The 19,468-nt window shown below is 59.2% G+C and carries 19 protein-coding genes; 3 read left to right on the top strand and 16 right to left on the bottom strand.

All coding sequences use genetic code 11. The features are described from left to right. Positions 1-397 precede the first annotated feature (397 nt). The 3 genes from ACOYW0_RS07000 to ACOYW0_RS06990 form a co-directional block, all read right to left on the bottom strand. Positions 398-865 carry a TRAP transporter small permease gene (locus ACOYW0_RS07000; RefSeq protein ID WP_482417819.1) on the bottom strand — a complete coding sequence of 156 codons (468 nt, stop codon included), beginning with the start codon at positions 863-865 and terminating at the stop codon, positions 398-400. Continuing rightward, positions 862-1,896, bottom strand: coding sequence for a TRAP transporter substrate-binding protein (locus tag ACOYW0_RS06995; RefSeq protein WP_482417818.1), 1,035 nt, complete (start codon positions 1,894-1,896; stop codon positions 862-864). Before ACOYW0_RS06995 ends, ACOYW0_RS07000 begins: the two co-directional genes overlap by 4 nt. Positions 1,897-2,237: 341 nt before the next feature. After that, positions 2,238-3,635: an NAD(P)H-dependent oxidoreductase gene (locus tag ACOYW0_RS06990; RefSeq protein WP_482417817.1), complete on the bottom strand. Its 1,398-nt coding sequence runs from the start codon at positions 3,633-3,635 to the stop codon at positions 2,238-2,240. Between the two features lie 481 nt (positions 3,636-4,116). On the opposite strand from ACOYW0_RS06990, the gene ACOYW0_RS06985 reads away from it, so the two are divergent. Beyond that, entirely contained in the window at positions 4,117-4,839 is a 723-nt protein-coding gene (locus ACOYW0_RS06985) for a MerR family transcriptional regulator (RefSeq protein ID WP_482417816.1), read from the top strand. A gap of 51 nt (positions 4,840-4,890) precedes the next feature. On the opposite strand, the gene map is transcribed toward ACOYW0_RS06985, so the two are convergent. The 3 genes from map to ACOYW0_RS06970 all read right to left on the bottom strand — a co-directional run bounded on the left by map (position 4,891) and on the right by ACOYW0_RS06970 (position 7,863). Beyond that, complete coding sequence (map, locus tag ACOYW0_RS06980) at positions 4,891-5,784, bottom strand: type I methionyl aminopeptidase (protein ID WP_482417815.1); 894 nt, start codon at positions 5,782-5,784, stop codon at positions 4,891-4,893. A 439-nt stretch (positions 5,785-6,223) separates the two neighbouring features. Beyond that, on the bottom strand, positions 6,224-7,327 hold the full coding sequence (locus tag ACOYW0_RS06975; protein WP_482417814.1) for an MJ1255/VC2487 family glycosyltransferase: 1,104 nt from the start codon (positions 7,325-7,327) through the stop codon (positions 6,224-6,226). After that, positions 7,324-7,863, bottom strand: a complete 540-nt coding sequence (locus tag ACOYW0_RS06970; RefSeq protein WP_482417813.1) for a phosphatase PAP2 family protein — start codon at positions 7,861-7,863, stop codon at positions 7,324-7,326. Before ACOYW0_RS06970 ends, ACOYW0_RS06975 begins: the two co-directional genes overlap by 4 nt. Positions 7,864-8,128: 265 nt before the next feature. Here ACOYW0_RS06970 and ACOYW0_RS06965 point away from each other — a divergent pair, with 265 nt between their 5' ends. Next, a complete protein-coding gene (locus ACOYW0_RS06965; RefSeq protein ID WP_482417812.1) occupies positions 8,129-8,629 on the top strand; it encodes a GNAT family N-acetyltransferase in 501 nt (166 codons plus the stop codon). A gap of 87 nt (positions 8,630-8,716) precedes the next feature. Here ACOYW0_RS06965 and ACOYW0_RS06960 read toward each other — a convergent pair whose 3' ends face one another. From ACOYW0_RS06960 to cysC, 3 genes are all read right to left on the bottom strand, one after another. Continuing rightward, positions 8,717-9,286, bottom strand: a complete 570-nt coding sequence (locus tag ACOYW0_RS06960; RefSeq protein ID WP_482417811.1) for a phosphoribosyltransferase — start codon at positions 9,284-9,286, stop codon at positions 8,717-8,719. 107 nt (positions 9,287-9,393) lie between these two features. Then, on the bottom strand, positions 9,394-10,302 hold the full coding sequence (locus tag ACOYW0_RS06955) for an EamA family transporter (RefSeq protein ID WP_482417810.1): 909 nt from the start codon (positions 10,300-10,302) through the stop codon (positions 9,394-9,396). Position 10,303: 1 nt separating this feature from the next. Beyond that, positions 10,304-10,900, bottom strand: coding sequence for an adenylyl-sulfate kinase (gene cysC / locus ACOYW0_RS06950; RefSeq protein WP_482417809.1), 597 nt, complete (start codon positions 10,898-10,900; stop codon positions 10,304-10,306). Positions 10,901-11,172: 272 nt separating this feature from the next. Between cysC and ACOYW0_RS06945 the strand changes: the two genes are divergently transcribed. After that, positions 11,173-11,805, top strand: a complete 633-nt coding sequence (locus ACOYW0_RS06945) for a hypothetical protein (protein ID WP_482417808.1) — start codon at positions 11,173-11,175, stop codon at positions 11,803-11,805. A 76-nt stretch (positions 11,806-11,881) separates the two neighbouring features. Here ACOYW0_RS06945 and ACOYW0_RS06940 read toward each other — a convergent pair whose 3' ends face one another. From ACOYW0_RS06940 to ACOYW0_RS06910, 7 genes are all read right to left on the bottom strand, one after another. Next, the gene (locus tag ACOYW0_RS06940; protein ID WP_482417807.1) at positions 11,882-13,519 is read right to left on the bottom strand and encodes a glutamate synthase-related protein; all 1,638 of its coding nucleotides are present in this window, start codon (positions 13,517-13,519) and stop codon (positions 11,882-11,884) included. A 474-nt stretch (positions 13,520-13,993) separates the two neighbouring features. Then, positions 13,994-14,470 carry a hypothetical protein gene (locus ACOYW0_RS06935; RefSeq protein WP_482417806.1) on the bottom strand — a complete coding sequence of 159 codons (477 nt, stop codon included), beginning with the start codon at positions 14,468-14,470 and terminating at the stop codon, positions 13,994-13,996. A gap of 49 nt (positions 14,471-14,519) precedes the next feature. Further along, positions 14,520-15,410, bottom strand: a complete 891-nt coding sequence (locus ACOYW0_RS06930) for a 1,4-dihydroxy-2-naphthoate polyprenyltransferase (RefSeq protein WP_482417805.1) — start codon at positions 15,408-15,410, stop codon at positions 14,520-14,522. Between the two features lie 579 nt (positions 15,411-15,989). Beyond that, positions 15,990-16,739, bottom strand: a complete 750-nt coding sequence (locus ACOYW0_RS06925; protein WP_482417804.1) for an ABC transporter permease — start codon at positions 16,737-16,739, stop codon at positions 15,990-15,992. Further along, on the bottom strand, positions 16,736-17,542 hold the full coding sequence (locus ACOYW0_RS06920) for an ABC transporter ATP-binding protein (protein WP_482417803.1): 807 nt from the start codon (positions 17,540-17,542) through the stop codon (positions 16,736-16,738). Before ACOYW0_RS06920 ends, ACOYW0_RS06925 begins: the two co-directional genes overlap by 4 nt. A 10-nt stretch (positions 17,543-17,552) precedes the next feature. After that, positions 17,553-18,518, bottom strand: coding sequence for an ABC transporter substrate-binding protein (locus tag ACOYW0_RS06915; protein WP_482417802.1), 966 nt, complete (start codon positions 18,516-18,518; stop codon positions 17,553-17,555). 609 nt (positions 18,519-19,127) lie between these two features. Then, entirely contained in the window at positions 19,128-19,448 is a 321-nt protein-coding gene (locus tag ACOYW0_RS06910; protein ID WP_180139396.1) for a YggL 50S ribosome-binding family protein, read from the bottom strand. Positions 19,449-19,468 lie beyond the last annotated feature (20 nt).

The following is a 19,468-nucleotide window of genomic DNA, read 5'->3' as shown; positions in this document are numbered from 1 at the left end:
TTCAATAGCTCGGTTGAAAATGCCGAAAAGCCTCCGGCGGCGAGGTGTGCCACCTCGAAAGCAGGTTGCCATTGCGCTTCGCCCTTCGTTCCTCAGGGCAAATCGTAATGGCATTTTCTGCGGGCTCCGCCCGCAACCAAAGCTGGCGGCTTTACGGGACGGTTCATAATCTGTTTAGTCCGGGTGATATTAAGAAAATTCCAAAACCCTTCATCGTGTTTTTAGAAAAATGAAATGGGCCTCTCCTGCAAAAGCGGCGGCCACATGTCACACACCATGCGAATGCCTTGAAAACGGTTGCATGATGTCTGCTTTCATGCATTCGCCTCAGGGTTTCCAGGTGCCCCCACCTGGCCGCCGGAGGCTGGCTTTTTGACCATACAAGGCACGCTTTTCGCTACTTTAGCCGTGTGGCCAGTACGGCCACAAAGAGACCCATGCCTGCGGTGATGCCTGCCACCACGGGCCACACCGGGATTTTGAGGGTCATGGAGACCTCGGCGGCTTCTTTCAGCTCCAGGGCGTGGCTGCCCATGCGCAGGGTGAGGAGGCCGAAGAGGAGGATGAGCACCAGGGTGACGGTGCGGTCCAGCCATTTTGCAGGGGCCGGGGGGAGCTTTTCCCTCAGGAACGCCACGGCGATGTGGCCCCCTTTGAGGGTGGTGTCGGCCAGGGCAAAGGCCACCATGAGGGCGCTGAGGAACCCCACGGTTTCGTAGGTCCCCGCGATGGGGCTGCGGAAGAAGCGCAGGACAACATCCAGGCAGGTGGCCGCCATCATGGCCAGAAGGCAGGCGGCGGCGAGCCAGGCAGAGAACGTGGCTCCCTTGGTGATGCCTGTGGTGAGCGGGCCCGGCCTGGTCATGCGCCCCTCCCCTGGAGTTGGAGGGCCATGATGCGTTTGAGGGTCTCCACCAGGGTGGCTCCGTCAAGGCCTTTCTCTGAGGCCCGGGTGATGTAATCCATCACCACCGGGCGGACCGCTTCTTTCCAGGCCGCGTTTTCCTCTTTGGAGAGTTCCACGGTGCGGTTGCCCCGGGCAAGGCTGGCTTCCATGCCTGAGGTATCCAGCTCGTCCCAGGCTTTGCCGTGGACATCCACCCACCGGGCGCTGGTCTGCTCTAAGATGGCTTGCAGGTCGGCGGGCAGGGCATTCCATTTTCGCTTGTTCATCACCACGTACATGGTGGTGGTGTAGCCCACGGTTTTGCAGAGGGTGGTGGAGGAGATCACCTCGGCCTGGCGCCAGCCCTTGAGGACTTCCACCGGCCCGAAGGTGCCTTCCACCACGCCCTTTTGAAGGGCCTCGTAGGTGCTGCCCTGGGGCATGGCCACGGGCACGGCGCCCAGGGCTTTTACCACCTTGGCCGAGAGGCCGGTGGAGCGGATCTTCAGGCCCTTGAGGTCGGCCAGGGAGGCCACGGGTTTTTTGGTGTGGAGCAGGCCCGGTCCGTGGGCGTGGAGGTAGAGCACCTTGACCTTGTCCAGCTCTTTGGGGGCCATGGCCCGGTGGTAGGCATTGACCACCCGGGAGGCGGTGAGGCCGTCGGGATAGCCCATGGGCAGGTCACAGGCCTCCATGACGGGAAAGCGGCCCCGGTTGTAGGCGAACACCGACATGCCGATGTCGGAGATGCCCCCTGTGACCCCGTCGTAGCAGTTTTTGGCGTTGGTGAGTGTTCCGCCGGGAAAGACGGTGATCTTGATGCGGCCGTTGCTCTGTTTTTCCACCTCTTTGGCCCAGGCTTCGGCGGCTTTGGCCTGGCCGTGGGAGGCGGGAAAGAAGACGCTGTAGGTCAGCTTCCAGGTCTTGGCTGCTGCAGGGGTGGAAAAAAGGGCCAGGGCAAGGGCCCCGGCAAGAAGAAGGCAGGAACAGCGAAGGACATGTCGGGTCATGGTACACTCCTCGGAAATCCTGGTGTGATGTCACGTCGAAGGCCGTGGCGATGGCTCGGCCTGAAACCATGGTGTTTCGCCTTGTTGTGGAATGGTGATGCGTCATTAAAAAACCGTGACTGGCGGTCATTTGTCAAGGGAATTGTGGCTATGGTGGGGAATCCATGATGTTTTTTGCGTGCGGGTTCCCTATCAAGGGGCTGGGCGTGTGTTGATGGGTTGAGGCCGTCAAAGGGAGCGGGTTTCGGGAAAACAGGAATGAAAAAAGCCCTGCACGCGTCAAGTCGGGCGTGCAGGGCTTTTGGATGAGGAAACCGAACGGTATTTATTTATGCCGCCCTTCAGTCATTGGGGGTGTCGGCTTTTTCCACGATGCCTTTGTGGGGCTTGACCATCTCTTTTTTCAGCATTTTCCGTATGGCCTGACGCATGTCCGGGTCCTGGGTGAGCTTGATCATGTCTTCGCTCATCTTCATGGCGTCGGCGTCGTCGTGGGGAAAATCGTAGAGCCCGTTGGCTTCGTAGTAGGCGTGGTCGGCCTGGAAGACAAAGCGGTGGCGTCCCCACACGTCGTCTCGGAAGACCTTTCGGCCACCGATGCCCACAAAGGTGGCCGGGCGCACATACCCGCGCTCGGCAAAGGCGGTGATGCGGCGGACCATGGTATCGATGCGGGAGTCAATGAAGCCGCTTCTCTCCACCTCGTCGGTGACGGTGTCGGCAAGGTGGGCGCCCTGCCATTCGACGATGGCGTCCAGGGTCCCTTTCAGGGCCACCATCTGGGTGAGGGGGCCGGAGAGGAGCAGGCCCACCTGCTTGCCCTTTAATGCGGGAACATGGTTCTGGAAAAAGCTGCGGTCGAAGAACTGCTTCCAGGTGGACGAGAGCCACCGGTCCCTGATTTCACCGGCGAGGATGAGGATATCGGCCGGGGCCACCTTTTCCCGGGCAAAGTCGATGAAGTCATCTTTGCCCTCGTAGATGCACGCGTGGTCGAATCCGCACTGGATACAGCCCAGGCAGTCTCCCTTGACGTTGAGCTCTGAGAGGGTAACCACCTCGATGTCCGCCTTGAACCCTTGGGTGCAGCGTGCCACCATGCGCCCTAAATTGGTTCCGTCGTAGTTTTCGTCCTGGATGAGCAGCACTTTCAGGGGGCCTGAGTCCACGGGTTCAGGCGCCGGGCCGCTTTCGTAGACATGCCAGCTGTAGGAGAGCGGGTAGGTGCGCTTGCCGAACATGGCCCCGGAGGCGACATCCTCGAAGAGTTGCGCGGCAAACTGGGCCAGGCGTATCTGTCCTTCTTCCTTGAGGAGGTCGTAGGAATCTGCGGAGTAGGAGCCGGCGAAGAGGGTGTCTAAGTCGTCGTTGATGGCCCGGAGGTAGTCCACGGCATAGTTGTCGAAGAAGTTGATGGAGGTGGAGATGGCCGCAGCATATTTTCCCTTGAATAGCGGGGCTTTGCCGTCGTTAAACACCTTCTCGATGAAGCGCTTGTACTGGGCAGGCACCAGGCAGGTATAGACGGGTGTGGCCCAGAGGATGAGGTCTGCCTGTTTCACTGACTCCATGACGGCGTCAAAGGCATCTCCGTTTTCTTCCATGAGGGCGTTGATTGTCTGGCCGATGTGGAACACATCGTAGGTATGTTCCGGGAACAGTTTACTGATGTAGTTGACCGATTGCAGGGTAACGCTGTCCTTACCCTTCGGGCTCCCACTAAGGACGGTGATGTTCATCTTTGGACTCCTTGAAGTTGCAAAAGCAAATCTTTAGGGGCCGGAAAGTGCACCATGAAACTACTGAAATGTCTACTTCCCCCTTCTCCACTGAGTGAGTTTTAGCAGACGGTCAATTCGTGTGTAAAGCGGAAAGTTTCACTTGCCACTTTGGTGGTTGAAACTTGGTAAACAATGTTTTAATATCGGAACCATTCTTGCCGCAAGTCCCCGAGGCGCGCGGTAATTGCTTTCCTCAGTTTTAAACTCGAATTTGTTGTTTTTTATGTAAGTGCTCAGACCCACTATGGTTTTTTGTTGAACCGCTGTTTTTTTTGAAAAAAAAAGGCACATGGGGAAGGGGCCTGCCACCACGACGGCAGGGTCGTGTCGTCGGGTTTGGACAACCCGCGTCGGGATACACACGGTGATAAAATTCTACAATTCCAGGCCTGTGGGGGCGGAATTGCCAACCCATGCGAAGGATCGAGGATCAGGCACAATGGAGCAGATGATATCCGAAGATATTCCCCGTACGAATCGCGGGGTGCCTTATGTGAAGATGCGCGACCTCAAGTCGCTGACGGGGCTGCCCGGGTCCACCATTCAACACTATGCCAACCTGGGGCTCCTGCCGGGAACGGTGAAGACCGAGACCAATGTGGCGTGGTACCCCCCGGACACCGTGGCGCGGATCCGGCTGATCCGCCTGCTGCAGAACCGGCATCGCCTCTCCCTGGCGCAGATCGGGGACCTGTTCCACAAGAACGCAGCCGACGATGAGGTGGCGGTGATGGCCAGCCTCCACGAGGTGGTGTTCGGCCAGGAGGATCCCCAGGCCATTTCGCGTGAGGTCTTTATCCGCGACACCGGCCTCACCGCAGAGATCGTGGAACGGCTGGAGGCCTTAGGCCTTCTGCTTCCGGTGAGCGAAGGAAAGTATGATCGGGAGGACGTGATGGTGGCGTCCCTGGCCCGGAAAGCCCTGGCCATGGGGGTGGACCTGGAGGACCTCACCTTTTATTCGGATCTGGTGGGCAAGATGGTGGCCCGGGAGATGAAGCTGAGACGGGGGGTGAGCCGGGGACTCAGCGTGGAGCAGAACAGCGCCATGACCCTGGAGCTGACCCGCATGGGGCGGGCATTTCGTATCTACCTGTTTGACCGGACTTTTCAGAAGGTGATCCTGGATTCGGTGTCGGAGGATGATTCGGAAACCATGTGACGGAGGCGCTGCCCCCGGCGGAGAGGCCGGGGGCAGTGCAGGGGCTTGTGTCTACAGGCCCAGGGGGGTGAGGCTTTCAAAGCCCTCTTCGGTGACCACAATGGTCTCCTCAAACTGGGCGGAGAGGGAGCCGTCGCGGGTGACGGCGGTCCACTGGTCATCGAGGATATAGAGCTCGGGGCTCCCTAAGTTGATCATGGGCTCGATGGTGAAAACCATGCCGGGCACCAGGGGGATGCCGTGGCCCTTGCGGCCGAAGTGGGGGACCTGGGGGCCTTCGTGGAACTCGTAGCCCACCCCGTGGCCGATGAACTCCCGGACCACAGAGCAGCCCTGGCCTTCGGCGTAGCTCTGGATGGCGTGGCCGATGTCTCCGATGGTGTTGCCGGGGCGCACCACGGCAAGGGCCTGCTTCAGGCTCTCTTTGGCCACCTCCACGATTTTCACGGCGTCCTTGGACGGGGTGCCCACATAGTGGGTCTGGTTGGCGTCTGCGTAAAATCCGTCCACAATGGAGGTGATGTCCACGTTGATGATGTCGCCGTCTTTGAGGACCCGGTCTCCGGGGATGCCGTGGCAGATGACATCGTTCAGGGAGAGGCAGACACTCTTGGGGTAGCCCTTGTAGTTGAGGGGGGCGGGGATGCCGCCGTTCTTGACGGTGAACTCGTGGACGGCGGTGTTGATCTCATCCGTGGTGATGCCCGGCCTGATCATCTCTTTGACCAGCTCGTGGGTCCTGACCACCAGATCGCCCGCGACCCTTATTTTTTCAATGTCTTCCGGCTTTTTCAGGCGGATGTCGAACTTGTTTTTGTAATACGCTTCCACGTTGTCGGGATCGGGCTGGCCTTTTTTCAAAGCGCAGCACTTCTTGTATTTTTTCCCGCTGCCGCAGGGGCAGAGTTCGTTCCGTCCGATTTTGATTCCTAATTTCTTTTTCATAAGGCCCAGTGTGAGTGGCAAGGTAAATGACATGGATAAACCCATGATGGCCTCAAAAACAAATGGGTGAGGCCGCGTTATATATACAACATGTCGCCAGCTGCCGCAGGGGCCGGGCAGGGAAAAAAAGCAATACAGCCACCCAGGTAAGGTGGTGGGGGACGACCGCTGTCCGGCCTCGGGAATGCCTCGGCGTTCAAAGGGCCCGCGCTGTATAGTTGTCCGTTACTTTTTCATCCGTGCCCGCACGCCGTGTCGTCGGCTGGCGGTGACGTTTCCAACAACCGCATCAACCAGTGGTGTCGTTGCTCGAATGGATAAATATAGGGCAGGTTTAGGACAATGTAAAGGGGGGCACCGGAGTCCGGCTGGCTGGGCGGGGAGGAAAGGCGGCAGAATGTTCCTTCTTTGCTGATGAAATATCCGGGCTAAGGGGGCTTCAGGCCGTAAAACCCCGGGCGGGGAGGGGGGGATCGGGGTGACGGCCGGTGGGCCGGTCCATGGCCCGAAGGGGATCATGGCGAGTTGCGCGTGCCCAGAGGCGCCGTGAGAGAAGGTCGATTTTTTCGGTGCAGCCGCGGGTGATCCAGTGGGCCAGCTCCGATGCCGTGTCGGGAAAGGGACGGGGGGCGGGCATGGGGGCATCCAGCCACGCTGTGACGGTGTGTGGGGCAAGGCGTTCCATGCGAGTCGCAAAGCCAAGGAGTTCAAGGACCCTGGCGTTGGAGAGCTGCTCCATCTGGCCGTCCACGGGTTTGACCAGGAGCTTTTTGCCCAGGTGGATCGCCTCGCTTGCAAGCTCAAAGCCCGCGCTGCTGATCACCCCCTGGCAGGTGGCAAGATCTTTTTGGAACCCTGTGCGGCTGAAGGGGCGGAGATGCAGGTTCCCCTGGTCCCGGGGGGCGTTGATGTCGCAATAGACCGTGTACCGGGCCTGTCCTGCCTGGGCAAGGACCTTCTCAACGGCGCGGCGTTCTTCAAAGGGCAGGTAGACCAGAATTTTTCCTGGGTCCGGTGGAGCCGCGGAGTGAGCCGTGTCGATGATGGGGGGCAGGATGTGCGGGGCAAAGGGATGCCAGTGAAGGCCCACGGAGGTGGTGCAGGGGGCAAAGCATTTCATGACAAGGCGCTGCAGGGGCCGGGCCCCTTCCACGGGGACGGGGTCGGCAAAGGCGTTTTGGTGGGAAATGCCCAGGCACGGCAGGCCATGGAAGCGGCAATGCCAGGCCGTGACCGGTTCAAAGTCGCTGATGATGCGGTCAAAACCAGACAGGTCCAGGGCGCGGACATCCCGGAAAAAGGTGGGAAACGAGAGGTTGACCGCTGTCTTCAGCGGGGCGATGCGTCCTTTTACCGTGGTAAAGGTAAGCCCTTTGCAGGCCCGGTAGTCACCAAAGGCCTCCATGTCGAAGAGTTTTTCCGGCGGCCTGCCGGAGAAGAGCCAGGTAACGTTTGCTCCTGCCGCTTCAAGGGCACGACCCAGGATTCGGGCTCGGGTGATGTGGCCGTTTCCCGTGGCCTGGACACCGTAAAAGATCTTCACGGGGTCCCTCCCGGCATCAGGAGAAGGGCGGAGACGGCGCTGCTGATCCCCAGGGTCATGCCCGCCAGGATGTCCGTGGGGTAGTGGACCCGCAGGATCACCCGCGACAGGGAGATGAGAAAGGCCAGGCCCAGGGCCGGGATCATGAAGGCGGGGTAGACGTGTCCCACCAGGGTGGCCGTGACAAAGGCGGCGGCGCTGTGGCCCGAGGGAAAGCTGAAGGTGTCCGACGGGGTGATGAAGGCTGACACCTGGCCCAGGGCGTGGTTGGGCCGGGGCCTTCGGATGGTGTGCTTCAGGAACAGGTAGAGGGGCAGCTCAAGGGCAAAGGCCAGGAGCCCGGCCGCAAGAAAGTAGGGTCCTCTTACAGGCTCGAAGAGCGCAAGGCCCAATCCTGCGGCAAGGTAGAGGTAGCCGTCCCCCAGCCGGGAGATCCAGCGGAACACCCCGGCGATACGCTGGGCACGGGGCCTTTGGACAATCCAGAGGAAGAGTCTCACGTCACAGGTTGTGAACGTCTTGATGAGCGTGCTCATACATGGCCTCCTTGATGAGTGGTTGCATGTATTTTAAAGACATCCCTGTTTCGGTTGTGTGTCGGGGACGTGAGGGTTCTGTTGCCTTGCATCGGAGAAAATAAAAAGCCACCGGGGTGTGCCGTGGCTGTGGCCATCCAGCTCTGTATCCCCTGGGGTAACACACGGAAGAGACGTGTGAAAAGGTTTGGACAAAGGGGGCGCCCGGGCGCATGATAAAGGGCGATACGGATTTTCAGGCTGAGATGACTACGGAGAAAACGTGATGGCAGAGATGACAATTCGAGAAGCCCGCGTGCAGGATGCGGATACCCTTGCCGACATGATACGCCTCTCCCACCGGGACGTTGCAGAGCGTTTTGACCTTACAAAGGAAAATTGTCCCAAGCACCCCTCCTTTTGCCTGGACTCGTGGGTTCAGGCTGATTTTCAACGGGGCGTGAGGTACTTTTTCCTGGATACCGACGGCTCTCCTTCAGGGTGCATGGCCCTGGAACGGGCGTCGGATCAGGAAATGTACGTGGAGAGGTTATCGGTTCTTCCCCACAGGAGGCGCTGCGGAGCAGGTATCCGCCTTGTTGCCCATGCCCTGGGGGAGGCAGCCAACCTGGGCGTCGATACCCTGGGCATCGGCATCATTTCAGAGTTTGCCGAGTTGAAGGCCTGGTATCGGTCCCTTGGCTTTGAGACGGAGTCGGTGAAGCGTTTTGACCACCTGCCGTTTGAGGTGTGTTTTATGAAACGCTGGGTGCCGGTAACGGTGTAGGGTATATAAAGCTCCCATGCCCTTGGAAAACAAAAAAAGCGGGCCCCGTATGGGGTCCGCTTTTCTGCGTTTGAGCCGGAGGTTGGGCTACTTGCCCTTGGTCGGATCCGGGAAGATGAATCCCTTGGCGGCGAGCTCCTCTTTGGAGAGGGCTTCCAGCTCGTGGGGGAGGACCAGCCAGTCCTGGGAGGCGTATTTGCGGTAATGAAAGTGGGGGGTGATGTCCACCTGGGTGTTTTCCGGCTTGTAGTAGAGGGCCGCCATTTTTACGTCTTCGGGGTTGCACTCCACCTCGTCCAGAACGCGCTCGTACACCGCCTTGAAGGTTTTTCCGCGGTCGAAGATGTCGTCCACGATGAGAAGGCGCTTGCCCTTTTCCATGCGGCGCTTCAAAGAGTCCAGGTTCTCTACCAGAACCTCACCGGCCTGGGCGATGCCCGTGTAGGACTGGGCGTGGATGGTGGTGAACTCCTTGGGGGTTCCGGAAAGGAGGCCAAAGACCTCCTGCATGTAGATACAGATCTGGGCCCCGCCCCGCGTGATGCCCGAGAGGATCTCAAAATCTTCCCCTGCCGTGAAAATTTTCTTGGCAAATCCCCAGCAGTCCCGTTCCATCTGGAGGGCGTCGATAAAAATCTTTTCGTTAACCTGGCTCATGTGAACTCCCCGGTTTTATAAAAAAGAGCCCTGTCAGGCCCTTTCTGGATTTAAGCGTGTTTGGGGGGAGTTTATACAGGGTTTTTGTCAGGATTTCCACTGAAGAATCATCCCGCAGCCACGAGAACAAGCCCCACGGACATGATGGCAATGCCCGTGAATTTTGGCGCGGTGCGGCTCTCCTTGAGGATCCCCATGCCCATGAGGGCGCCCAGGGGAATGCTGAGCTGGCGGAAGGCCACCACGTAGGTGACGTCTGAGGCAAAGTTCATGGCGGTGAGCACCAGGCTGTAGGTGCCGGAAACGCCGATACCGGTGACGGCGGCGTTCTTGAGGCGCCGGGTGACCGTGTGCCGGAGACGCCCCCGGGCCGTTGCCCTTGGCAGGACCAGAAGGAGCATAAAGCCGATACTTGTGAGGTTCTGGACGAGAAGATAGAGCAGGGAGAGCCTGAAGGAGGAGATGCCCTGGTCCGTCAGGGGGGAGAGCAGGCGGATGCAGTGGTCGTCGGCCAGGGAGTAGACCACAGTGCACAGGGCCACCACAAGGGCCGTTGCCGAGGCGCGGTTGAGATATCCCCCCGGACGGATGTCTTTAAAGGAGGCCTGGGGCAGCACAAAGCAGCCCGCCATGATCAAGGCGCCGCCCGCAAGGCAGGTGGCGGAGATGGCGTCACCCCGCCCCAGGAGAAAAGACCCGGCGGCCACAAAGACCAGGGGAAAAGCCCGGGCAATGGGGTAGACCACGGAGAGATCTCCGCACCGATAGGCCGCAGAGAGGCTGGTGTAGTAGAGGCACTGGAAGAGCCCCCCCACGGTCAGGGGAAGCCAGACCGCCGGGGGAAACCGCAGCACGGTGGGGACCACGGGCAGCACCACCGGCGAAAGGGCCAAGGTGCCGATGACGGTGGCCACCAGGAAAAACGCGATGGAGGGGTGCTCGTGTTTTCCCAAGAGGTTCCATCCCGCATGGGTAAACGCAGAGACAATGATGAGGGCAACGGCGGTGAATTCCATGTCAGGGCTGCCTTTTCAGCATTGGGAGAATCTGGCTCAGGAGAAGGCCGGCACAGGCCTCGGGGGAACGCGTGCTAGTGTCGATGGTGAGATCCGGATTTTCCGGGGGCTCGTAGGGGGCGTCCAGGCCGGTCATGCCGGTGAGGACCCCCTGTTCTGCTCTGGCGTAGAGGCCTTTGGGATCTCGGGTGCGGCACACCTCAAGGGGGGTGGATACGTGGATCTCCACGAACCGGTTTTGAAATTTTTCCTGCAGGGCGTTCCGTTCGGCGCGGTAGGGGCTGATAAAGGCGCAGAGGGTGACGAGCCCGGCATCCAGGAAGAGCCCTGCCACCTCTCCGATGCGGCGGATGTTCTCTTTGCGGTCGGAAGGTGAGAGCCCCAGGTCCTGGTTGAGACCGGAGCGGACATTGTCCCCGTCAAGGAGGATGGTGTGGACCCCGTGATCATGGAGCCGTTGCTCCAGAAGACCGGCCACCGTGGACTTTCCCGATGCGCTGAGACCGGTGAACCAGAGGAGCAGGGGGGCATGCCCCTTTTGGGACGCACGCATCCCCGGGGTGACAGGGTGGTTGTGGGTGAACACTCGGGTCGTCATAACAATTCCTTAACGAGTCTGGACGGGGCAATGGCCGGATAGCCTTAGGTGGTCCGTTCATACCATCGGACGGGGCGGGAGGAAATAGGAAAAGGGGGGTGGGGAGTGAATGGTCAATAGTGAATATCGAGTGGGAAATAGCGAATGGGGAGCGGTTTCAGATGCGTCCCGTCATTACATGTGACGGAAAAGGTGGCGCCGGGGCCTGGGGGTGTATTATAGCAGATGGCTTGGAAAGGTTTTTGGGTAGACGCAGGCAAGGAGAGAGGGAAATGGACGAGCCGGTATATATTGTCTCGGGATACATGCGATCCGGGACTTCCATGATGATGAAGGTGCTTGAAGGGGCGGGCATGGTGGCCCGGTACAACTCGAGAAAAGATGAGGTGCTGGGGGAAAAGTACGGCAGGGAGGATTACCACCCAAACCCGGAAGGGTTTTTCGAGCTGGGCCGCAAAGAGTTCGATGACCCCGGCTTTCCCGGGATTTTTTCAGGGCAGCTCATCAAGGTGCTGCACTGGCGGCTCAAGGGGCTGCCCGTTCACCCCTATCGCATCTGTTTTATGACCCGGGATCCCAAGGAGATCGAGGTGAGCTATCTCAAGATGTTCAGGCGCCGTCCCCCCTTTGTCCTTCAGAAATACCACGAGCTGGTGGCGGAGGTGGTTCGGGACGTGAATGCCCGGGGCGACTCCGAGATCCTGCTGGTGCCCCACGCCGAGATGCTCAGCGACCCGTCAACTGTCCTTGCCCGCCTTTCCTCAGCCGGGTGGCCCCTCACCGACCTTAAAAACGGCGCCGCCCAGGTGGACCCGTCCCTCTACCGCTCCCGCCCCGAGACCCTTGCAGAGGCCCGCGACGCCGTGCCCGGACTTCGCATCGACATGCCAGAGTGCCTGTCATAACAAAAAAGCCCCCGGAAAACCGGGGGCTTTTTTTTATATCATGCAGCGGTGGTCAACGCGCCGCCTGCCAGGGAGATTATCCCAGAAGGATTTTCTTGGCGGACTGGTCGTTGATGTCCGAGATGTGCAGGATACCTGTCTCTTCGGCGGTCTCGCGGTTGGCTGCGAAAATGTCGTTTCGGGTCAGGGTGTCCATGGAGAAACGACGGGCACCTGCCATGAGCTGCTGGATGCCGCAGCCGAGCTTGTCGGCGAGGGTCCAGATGGCCATGGCGCCGTAGGGGATGTTTTCCATCTCCTCTTTGCCCACTTTCTTTTCGATGTCGTAGTAGCAGGAGAAGATCTCCTGGGGGGTGGTGCCGAACTGGGTAACGGTCTTGGGAAGTGCATCCCAGTTGCCGTTGACATTTTCCTTGCGCTCGTGGTGGATGGCACCTTCGATGTTGGCCCCGAGGAAACCGGGAACCATGAGGGCACGACCCATGCAGATGAGCTTGGTGAAGGGGGCACCCAGGGCCAGGCCCTTGTAGATGCTGTCTTCCAGGGCAAAACCACCTGCAAAGGAGATGTCCACAACGTCCTGGCCGTTGGCAGCCAGTGCCGCCGCGTATTCGTAGGCCTTGGCGTGGAGGTTGATGGAGGGAACACCCCAGCTCTGCATCATGTTCCAGGGGCTCATGCCGGTGCCGCCGCCGGAACCGTCGATGGTGAGCAGGTCGAGCTTGGCTTCGGAGGCGAACTTGATGGCCATGGCCAGCTCTTCCATACCGTAGGAACCGGTCTTCAGGGAGATGCGGGCAAAGCCGAGGCTGCGGAGGTAGTCCACGCTCTTCATGAAGTCTTCGCGAACGAGCTCTACGCTGTTGAGGTTGGTTCCACCGAGGCGGCTGTGTCGGGCAAAGGACTTGATGGCACCGCTCTTGAATGCTTCCTGAACTTCGGGAAGGAGGGGGTTGGGGTCAACCACGTAGCCACGCTCTTTAAGGAAGGTGGCGTAATCGAGGCTGGAGACCTGGATCTCGCCGCCGATGTCCTTGGCGCCCTGGCCCCACTTGAGCTCGATGATGCACTTGTCGCCGTACTTCTCTGCAACGTACTCGGCCACGCCGTTACGGGTGTCTTCCACGTTGAGCTGAACGATGATGGCGCCGTAGCCGTCATAGTAACGCAGGTAGGTTTCGATGCGGCGGTCCAGCTCAGGGGAGTTGATGACCTTGCCGTTTTCGATGATGGACTTCTGGTCCACGCCCACGACGTTTTCGCCGACGACGATGGGAATACCTGTCAGGGCGCAGCCGATGGCAAAGGAGTCCCAGTATTTGGCGGCAATGAAGGTGGAACCCAGGGCACCGGTCATCAGGGGCATGCGGCACTTGGTCTTGATTTCGTTACCGAACTCGGTGGTCAGGTCCACGTTGGGGAAGATGCAGTCGTCCGGGTCGTTGGTGAGGGTGCCGTTGAGGCCCATGGCGCCGTACGCGTAGCCCTGGATTCGCAGGGAGTTGTAGGAGACGCCCAGGTGGGTGGTGTTGTTGGCACCAGCGGTGACCACACCGAAATCACGGGGGTAAAGGAGTTTACGGCCGACCATGCTGGAGAGCCAGGTCTCGCATTTGCCCTGACAGTCGGCGCGGCAAAGGGTGCAAAGTCCTGATTCAGCGGGGTTTCCACGGTTTACGGTTCCGAGTACATCGTTGTTTTTGGCAAAACGCATGACAATTCTCCTTCTCAAAGTGATCTTAAAAATATGTCAAATCAAAATTATCGTGATGCGGATGGCATGTTCTGTATGCAGCGTGATGTTCACGCGCTCGGTCACAGCGTTCTGAATGTAAATACCTGCTCAGGTATCGCAGTCCTTGATTAATAGAGAGTACAATGGCAAGCAAATGAGATCGCATGCTCGGTTCGTGATCCTGGGCAGATTTTATCCGGGGACGTCTCTGGCTGTTCAGGAGAACTCAGCAAAGGCGCAAAACATTCAGTGTAGCGCTTTGTATTATTAGTTTGACCGTTAAGATCGAACCAAAACACAGTTTATATGACAGTTCAAGAAAAAATTGAGCGAGATATTCCAAGGGATCGGGCAATGGAGTAGGCGCAAAATCCGCAAAAAAATGGGTTGAAGTAATTTACCTGCGATAAGTTTTAGAATGACTTATAAAAAGGGGGGAGACCGCTCCGAATTTTATTCGGGCTTTATGGGGATCAGCCGAATAATACAAAGAGGCCCATGCTCATTTTTTTCGCGCCGTGAACTGACGTTGACGTAAAATTCAGTCGTTGGTCCAGGGTTGGTACCCTGGTTGTCGGGCGGAAATGTTCTGAATTTATTTGATATCTGATATATCACATATGTGAAAAACAGTGTTGTTCGGTCAAGGGGACGGTTCGCCGATTCGCTGCCTTTTGCCTGTTCTGCGTCAATCGCGAAACTGAACTGAATAATATTCGCGAAAAGGAATGTTCGGGGTGTGTTTCTGCGATTTGAGTTGAAACGACGGGGGGCTTTCTGTGGTTCGGTGAGTTCCGGCAGCAGGGCGGGGTGCGCGGAGAACGTCCCTGGCTCCAGAAACGGCGGGCGTTTCACCTTATATACGGGTTGGGTAAGGAAAAAGGCAAAAGGGGGCTGCTCTGCTGAAAAGGCCTTTTGTAACGTGACCATGCACAGGAACAGCCCCCGAAGGCTTTTGTTCTGGGGGTGCGGCCTTTTCTTATACGGCAAGGCCCACGGAAAAGAGCAGGGAAAAGACCACCGAGAGCCTGGCCGTTGACGCCAGGGTCTCGTTCAGGGCGGGGCCCTTGGTGTGGAAGAGATCCTTTATAATAGGCAGCACCATGGGAGAGGCTCCCAGAGCCAGGAAGCCCGCAGCGCCCATGAAGCCGGAGAGGAAGAGCAGGGGCAGCATGAAAAACGGGATGAGGACAAGGAGTCCGCAGAAGACGGAGCTCATGCCGCGCCCCATGCGAACGGCAAGGGTCCGTTTGCCTGCCACGGAGTCCGTGGGGATGTCCCGGAGGTTGTTGACGTTCATGATGGCCGCCACCAGGAGGCCTGCAGGGATGGAGGCGATGAGGGGCCGGGGGCCCATGGCAAGGGCCTGGACGTAATAGGTGCCGCACACCGCCACCGGTCCGAAAAAGAGAAAGGCAAAAAGCTCACCCAGGCCGTTGGAGGCGATGGGGTAGGGCCCTCCGCTGTATGCCAGGGTGGAGAGGATGCACAGCACGCCGATGACCACAATGGGCAGGCCGCCCCGGGCCACCAGGTAGATCCCCGTGACAGTGGCCAGCACCAGGCAGAGCACCATGGCGGCCAGGACCCGGTTCGGTGCGATGAGGCCACTCTGGGTTACCCGCACAGGCCCCATGCGCTTTTCCGAGTCGATGCCGTGCTTGTTGTCAAAGTAGTCATTGGCCAGGTTCACCGCCACCTGAAGGAACATGGCCCCGAAAAGGGCAGCCAGGGCCGGGAGAAAGGCAAAGGCGTTGTCGCCCATGGCACAGGCCGTACCCACGATAACCGGAGCCGCTGAAGCGGGAAGGGTTTTGGGCCGGATGGCAAGGAACCAGGGGGATGCAGTAAGGGTTTGAACGACAGACATGGGGAACTCCTTAATAAATAAAAAATGCTTCCGGCGGCAAGGTGGGGGCACCTTGAAACCCTATGGCGAATGCATGGAGGCAGCCATCATGCAAACGTTTTCGGGGCATTCGCACGGTGTGTGACATGTTGCAACTGTTTTTGCGGGAGAGGCTCATTTCATTTTTCTGGAAACCCAATGAAGAGCATCGGGGATTCGCTTGACTCCAACCGGGCGAATTCCGGCGGGTCGCTTTTTTGAAAAAAGGTACAGGCTACGTCCTGGCAAGCTGCAAAAAAACGTTTCTAATGCTTTTATTGTTTCAGTCAGGGGCTTGGAAGGGCGAACTCAAGCTCTGTTTGTAAACATGTTAACCCGTTTGGCCCCTGGTGTTATTCCGAGCAAGGTCAACCCTGTTCCAACGGTACATGTGGCGATTTTTTGACCAATAAAACAGGTCTCTTCCCAAAACAGGTTGCCTTATATGACCCTTCACGCGAATGCCCCGATAGTGGCGCATGTCACGACACCTTTCATGCATTCGCCACCAGGTTACCAGGTGCCCCACCTGGCCGCCGGAGGCTGCATTTCGTCTTCTTTTTACCCCTTTGCGTACCTTCGTTCGATGGTATGGATCAGGACATAGAGGGCCGCGCCCAGGAGGCCCATGGCCATGATGCCTGTGTACATCTCCGGGTACATGAGGACCTGGTAGGTCTCCACCACGATGTAGTAGCCGAGCCCCCAGCTGGTGAGGGACTGTTCGGCGATGAATAGGACGGCCACGGCCGTGCCCACCGAGACCCTCAGGGCCGTCAGCACAGCGGGAATGGAGGCAGGCAGGTAGACGTAGCGGAAGAGGGCCCGTCGTCCCGCGCCTAGGGAGCGCACCGAGATGATGAGCTCGCGCCGGAGGCCTGCGGCTTCGTCCCGGACCACCACCAGGATCTGGAAGAAGATGATAAAGGCGATGAGGGTTATTTTGGAGAGATCGGTGATCCCCAGCAGCACGTAGATCACCGGCAGGAAGATGATCTTGGGGATGGGGTAGATGATGGCCACCAGGGGCCCGACGATGCGGTCGAGTTTGGGCAGCTGGCCCAGGGCCAGGCCCAGGGGGGCTGCCGTGATGACGGCCAGGAGGATGGCGGCCAGGACCCGCGCTGTGCTGGCTAAAAGGTGAAGGCCCAGTTCTCCGGGCAGGGCCTTGATGAACAGGGGCACCACCACGGTGGGGGGCGGCAAAATGGGCCGGGCAAGGAGCATGGAGGCCACCTGCCAGAGCAGGAGCAGGGTGAGGCTGCCCAGAAGGGTTCCCATGGGGGTGGAGCGCCGACGTGTCTGGCTCATGGCTCCTCCTTTCGGGACCGGGTTTCGATGAGGGCGCGCAGGGCGCTGCACTGGTCCAGGAACTGTCTGCCCATGCGCAGGTCGGGGTCTCCGGCGTGGGAATTGTCCACGATGGTGGGCGTTTGGTTCACGGTGTCGGACAGGACGAGAATTTTTTCGCCCAGGACCACGGCCTCTTCGATGTCGTGGGTGACGGTGAGGCTCGTGAGCCCGGTCTCCCGGTGAAAGCGGTTCATCACCCGCTGGAGCTCTTCACGGATGGGGGCGTCCAGGGCGGAAAAGGGCTCGTCCATGAGGAGGAGGTCCGGTGAGAGGACCAGGGTTCGGGCAATGGCGGCCCGCTGGCGCTGGCCCCGGGAGAGCTCTGCGGGGTATTTTTCCCGCACGTGATCGATGCCGAGCCAGGAGAGCCAGTGTCGGGTCAGGGCCTCTTCGGTCTCGGGGTCTTTTTTGGCGTCTTCGGGGCTGTGTTTGCCGTCGGGGCCGTAAAACCCGCGAATCTTGAACCCCAGCTTCGTGTTCTCCTCCACCGTGGCCCAGGGCAGGAGCCCGTGGTCCTGAAGCACCAGGCCCGTGCGGGGCCGGGGTCGCTCAATGGGAGCGCCCCCCACGCGGATCACCCCTGAGTCCGGCCGGGTCAGCCCGGCCATGAGGTAGAGCAGGGTGGTCTTGCCGCAGCCCGATGGGCCGATGACACTCCACGCCTCGCCCTGGCGGATGGTGAGAGAAAAATCCTCAAAAATGGGGGCTCGGTCCCGGTAGCGGAAGCCCAGGGTCTCTATGTCGATGATGGGAGTTGTCACAGGTCTCGGCTTACTCCTTGAAACGGCCGGTCACAACGGAGGTGCCGTAGGCGACAGGTTTTTTGAGGATGCCTTTTTCCGTCATCCAGGCCATGACATCGTCCCACTGTGCCTTTGATGGCACGGTGTTGACGGGGAAGGGCGGAATGACAAAGCTCTGGCGGACGTTCTTGGGGACCCGGATGTTTTTAAGCATCAGGGGACGGAAACTCTCGGGGTCGGCGTTGATGTCTTGGGCAGCCTTCATCCAGGCGTCCACAAAGGCCCCCACCGCCTGTTCATTGCCGGTCCAGGCTTCGGCGCTGACGGAGAGGACGCTTGCGCTGTACAGGGGGGCGCGGGTGTCGTCCATCACCACATGGGCACCGGCCTTCATGGCGGCAAAGGCCAGGGGATCGGGCAGGGTGGCCGCTTTGATCTGTCCAGAGAGGAGCAGCTGCATGCGCTCGGGCAGGACAGGCACCGATTTTTTGACGATCTCTTTGGAAGAGAGCCCGCTGTCGCCCAGGAGCCGGTCCGTGAGGTATTCGATGACGGTGTGTTTGGAAACGGCAATGGGAACCCCTGCAAGCTGGTCCGGGGTGGTGATCTTTGAGCCGGGGCTGGAGAGGATGCGAAAAAGGGGCGAACTCCCCTTGGGTGCCCGGGCCACGGCCACGATCTTCATGCGTACCGTCTCCCGGTTGAAGCTTGCCGTGCCCGAGATTTCGTTGACCATGGCGTCGATGCGGCCCGCCTGCATGAGCTGGTCCCGTTCCAGGGCGCTGCCCACGGGGAGGGTCTCCACGCGGATGCCCGCCTCTTCGAAGTACCCCTTTTCCTCGGCCACGAACACGGGCAGTACATCGGGGATGGGCAAAAGGGCGATGCGCAGGGTGGGGGGCTGCTGGGCTGCGGAGGCTGTGGGGCAGACCGACAGCAGGGCCAGCAGGGCGAACAGGGTGGTGGCAGCATCAATGGCGAGCTTTTTCATCATAGACCTCATGGCATGGGATTGAAAAGGCGGTGTTCCCATGGGGAAAACGCCTTACTGCATTACTCGTAACCTTACGGTGTATACAGGATTTTTACGGAAAAATGTACCCGCTTGTACCGGATCTTTCATGCTTCGGTGATCCGGGGGATGGGCGTGGCAGGCCGTGAAGCGCTTTGATTTGAAGGGATGTGATCGTCGTTTTTGTGCAAAAACGGTTGACACGGGTGGCGGGGTGTGACAGGAAGGAAGGCAACGGAAGCCTGTAGGTTTCAGAAGCAAAAATGGTTCTTTATGCGTTTTGGCCCCGAATGGGAAAGGGCTGGAAACGGCTAATCTTAAGCCACGAAGGCTGATGCATCGCGAGAGCGCGGTCCGTCATCATTTCGTGGTTTTTTTGTTTTTAAGGGTAGTTTTTTATGATGCCATGGCTGGTTTGCGAGGGAGAGCCGGATGACTCGGGTGAGAAGGGGATGAGATCCCGACGCCGGCCCGGGAAGCCATGGAACGGTATGGGCCTGTGACGGGCCCGGGGCGAAGGTGCGGTTCCTGAATAGGTCAGGGCGGACGAAGGCGTCCATGATCGCGCCTTCGCCCTATTTTTTTGTGGGCCTAAGGGTACCAGGCATCCACCAGCTCGCCCACCTCAAAGGAGACGACCTCGTCACGCTTTTCGAGCCAGGCGTTTGCCAGGGCTCGGTGCTCGTCGGTGACGCTGCCGCGGGTGGCCAGAACCACGAAACCGGCAAAGTCAAAACGGTCTCCGCCGCCGCCGAAATCCAGGCCGTTGGGATCGATCACTTCATCCAGGAAGGACTCCACAAAGGCGTCCAGGGCCTCGTTGGTGTTCTGGTCGGTGAACTTGATGGTGAGGTTGAAGCCAAACTCCTGGAACTCACCCACGTGCAGTTTTTTTCTCAGTCGTTTTTTCATGGTGGTGTCATATCCTAATT

Source organism: Desulfoluna sp. HI9BLuna, from assembly GCF_056829775.1.
This window is presented reverse-complemented; position numbering and strand designations above follow the sequence as displayed.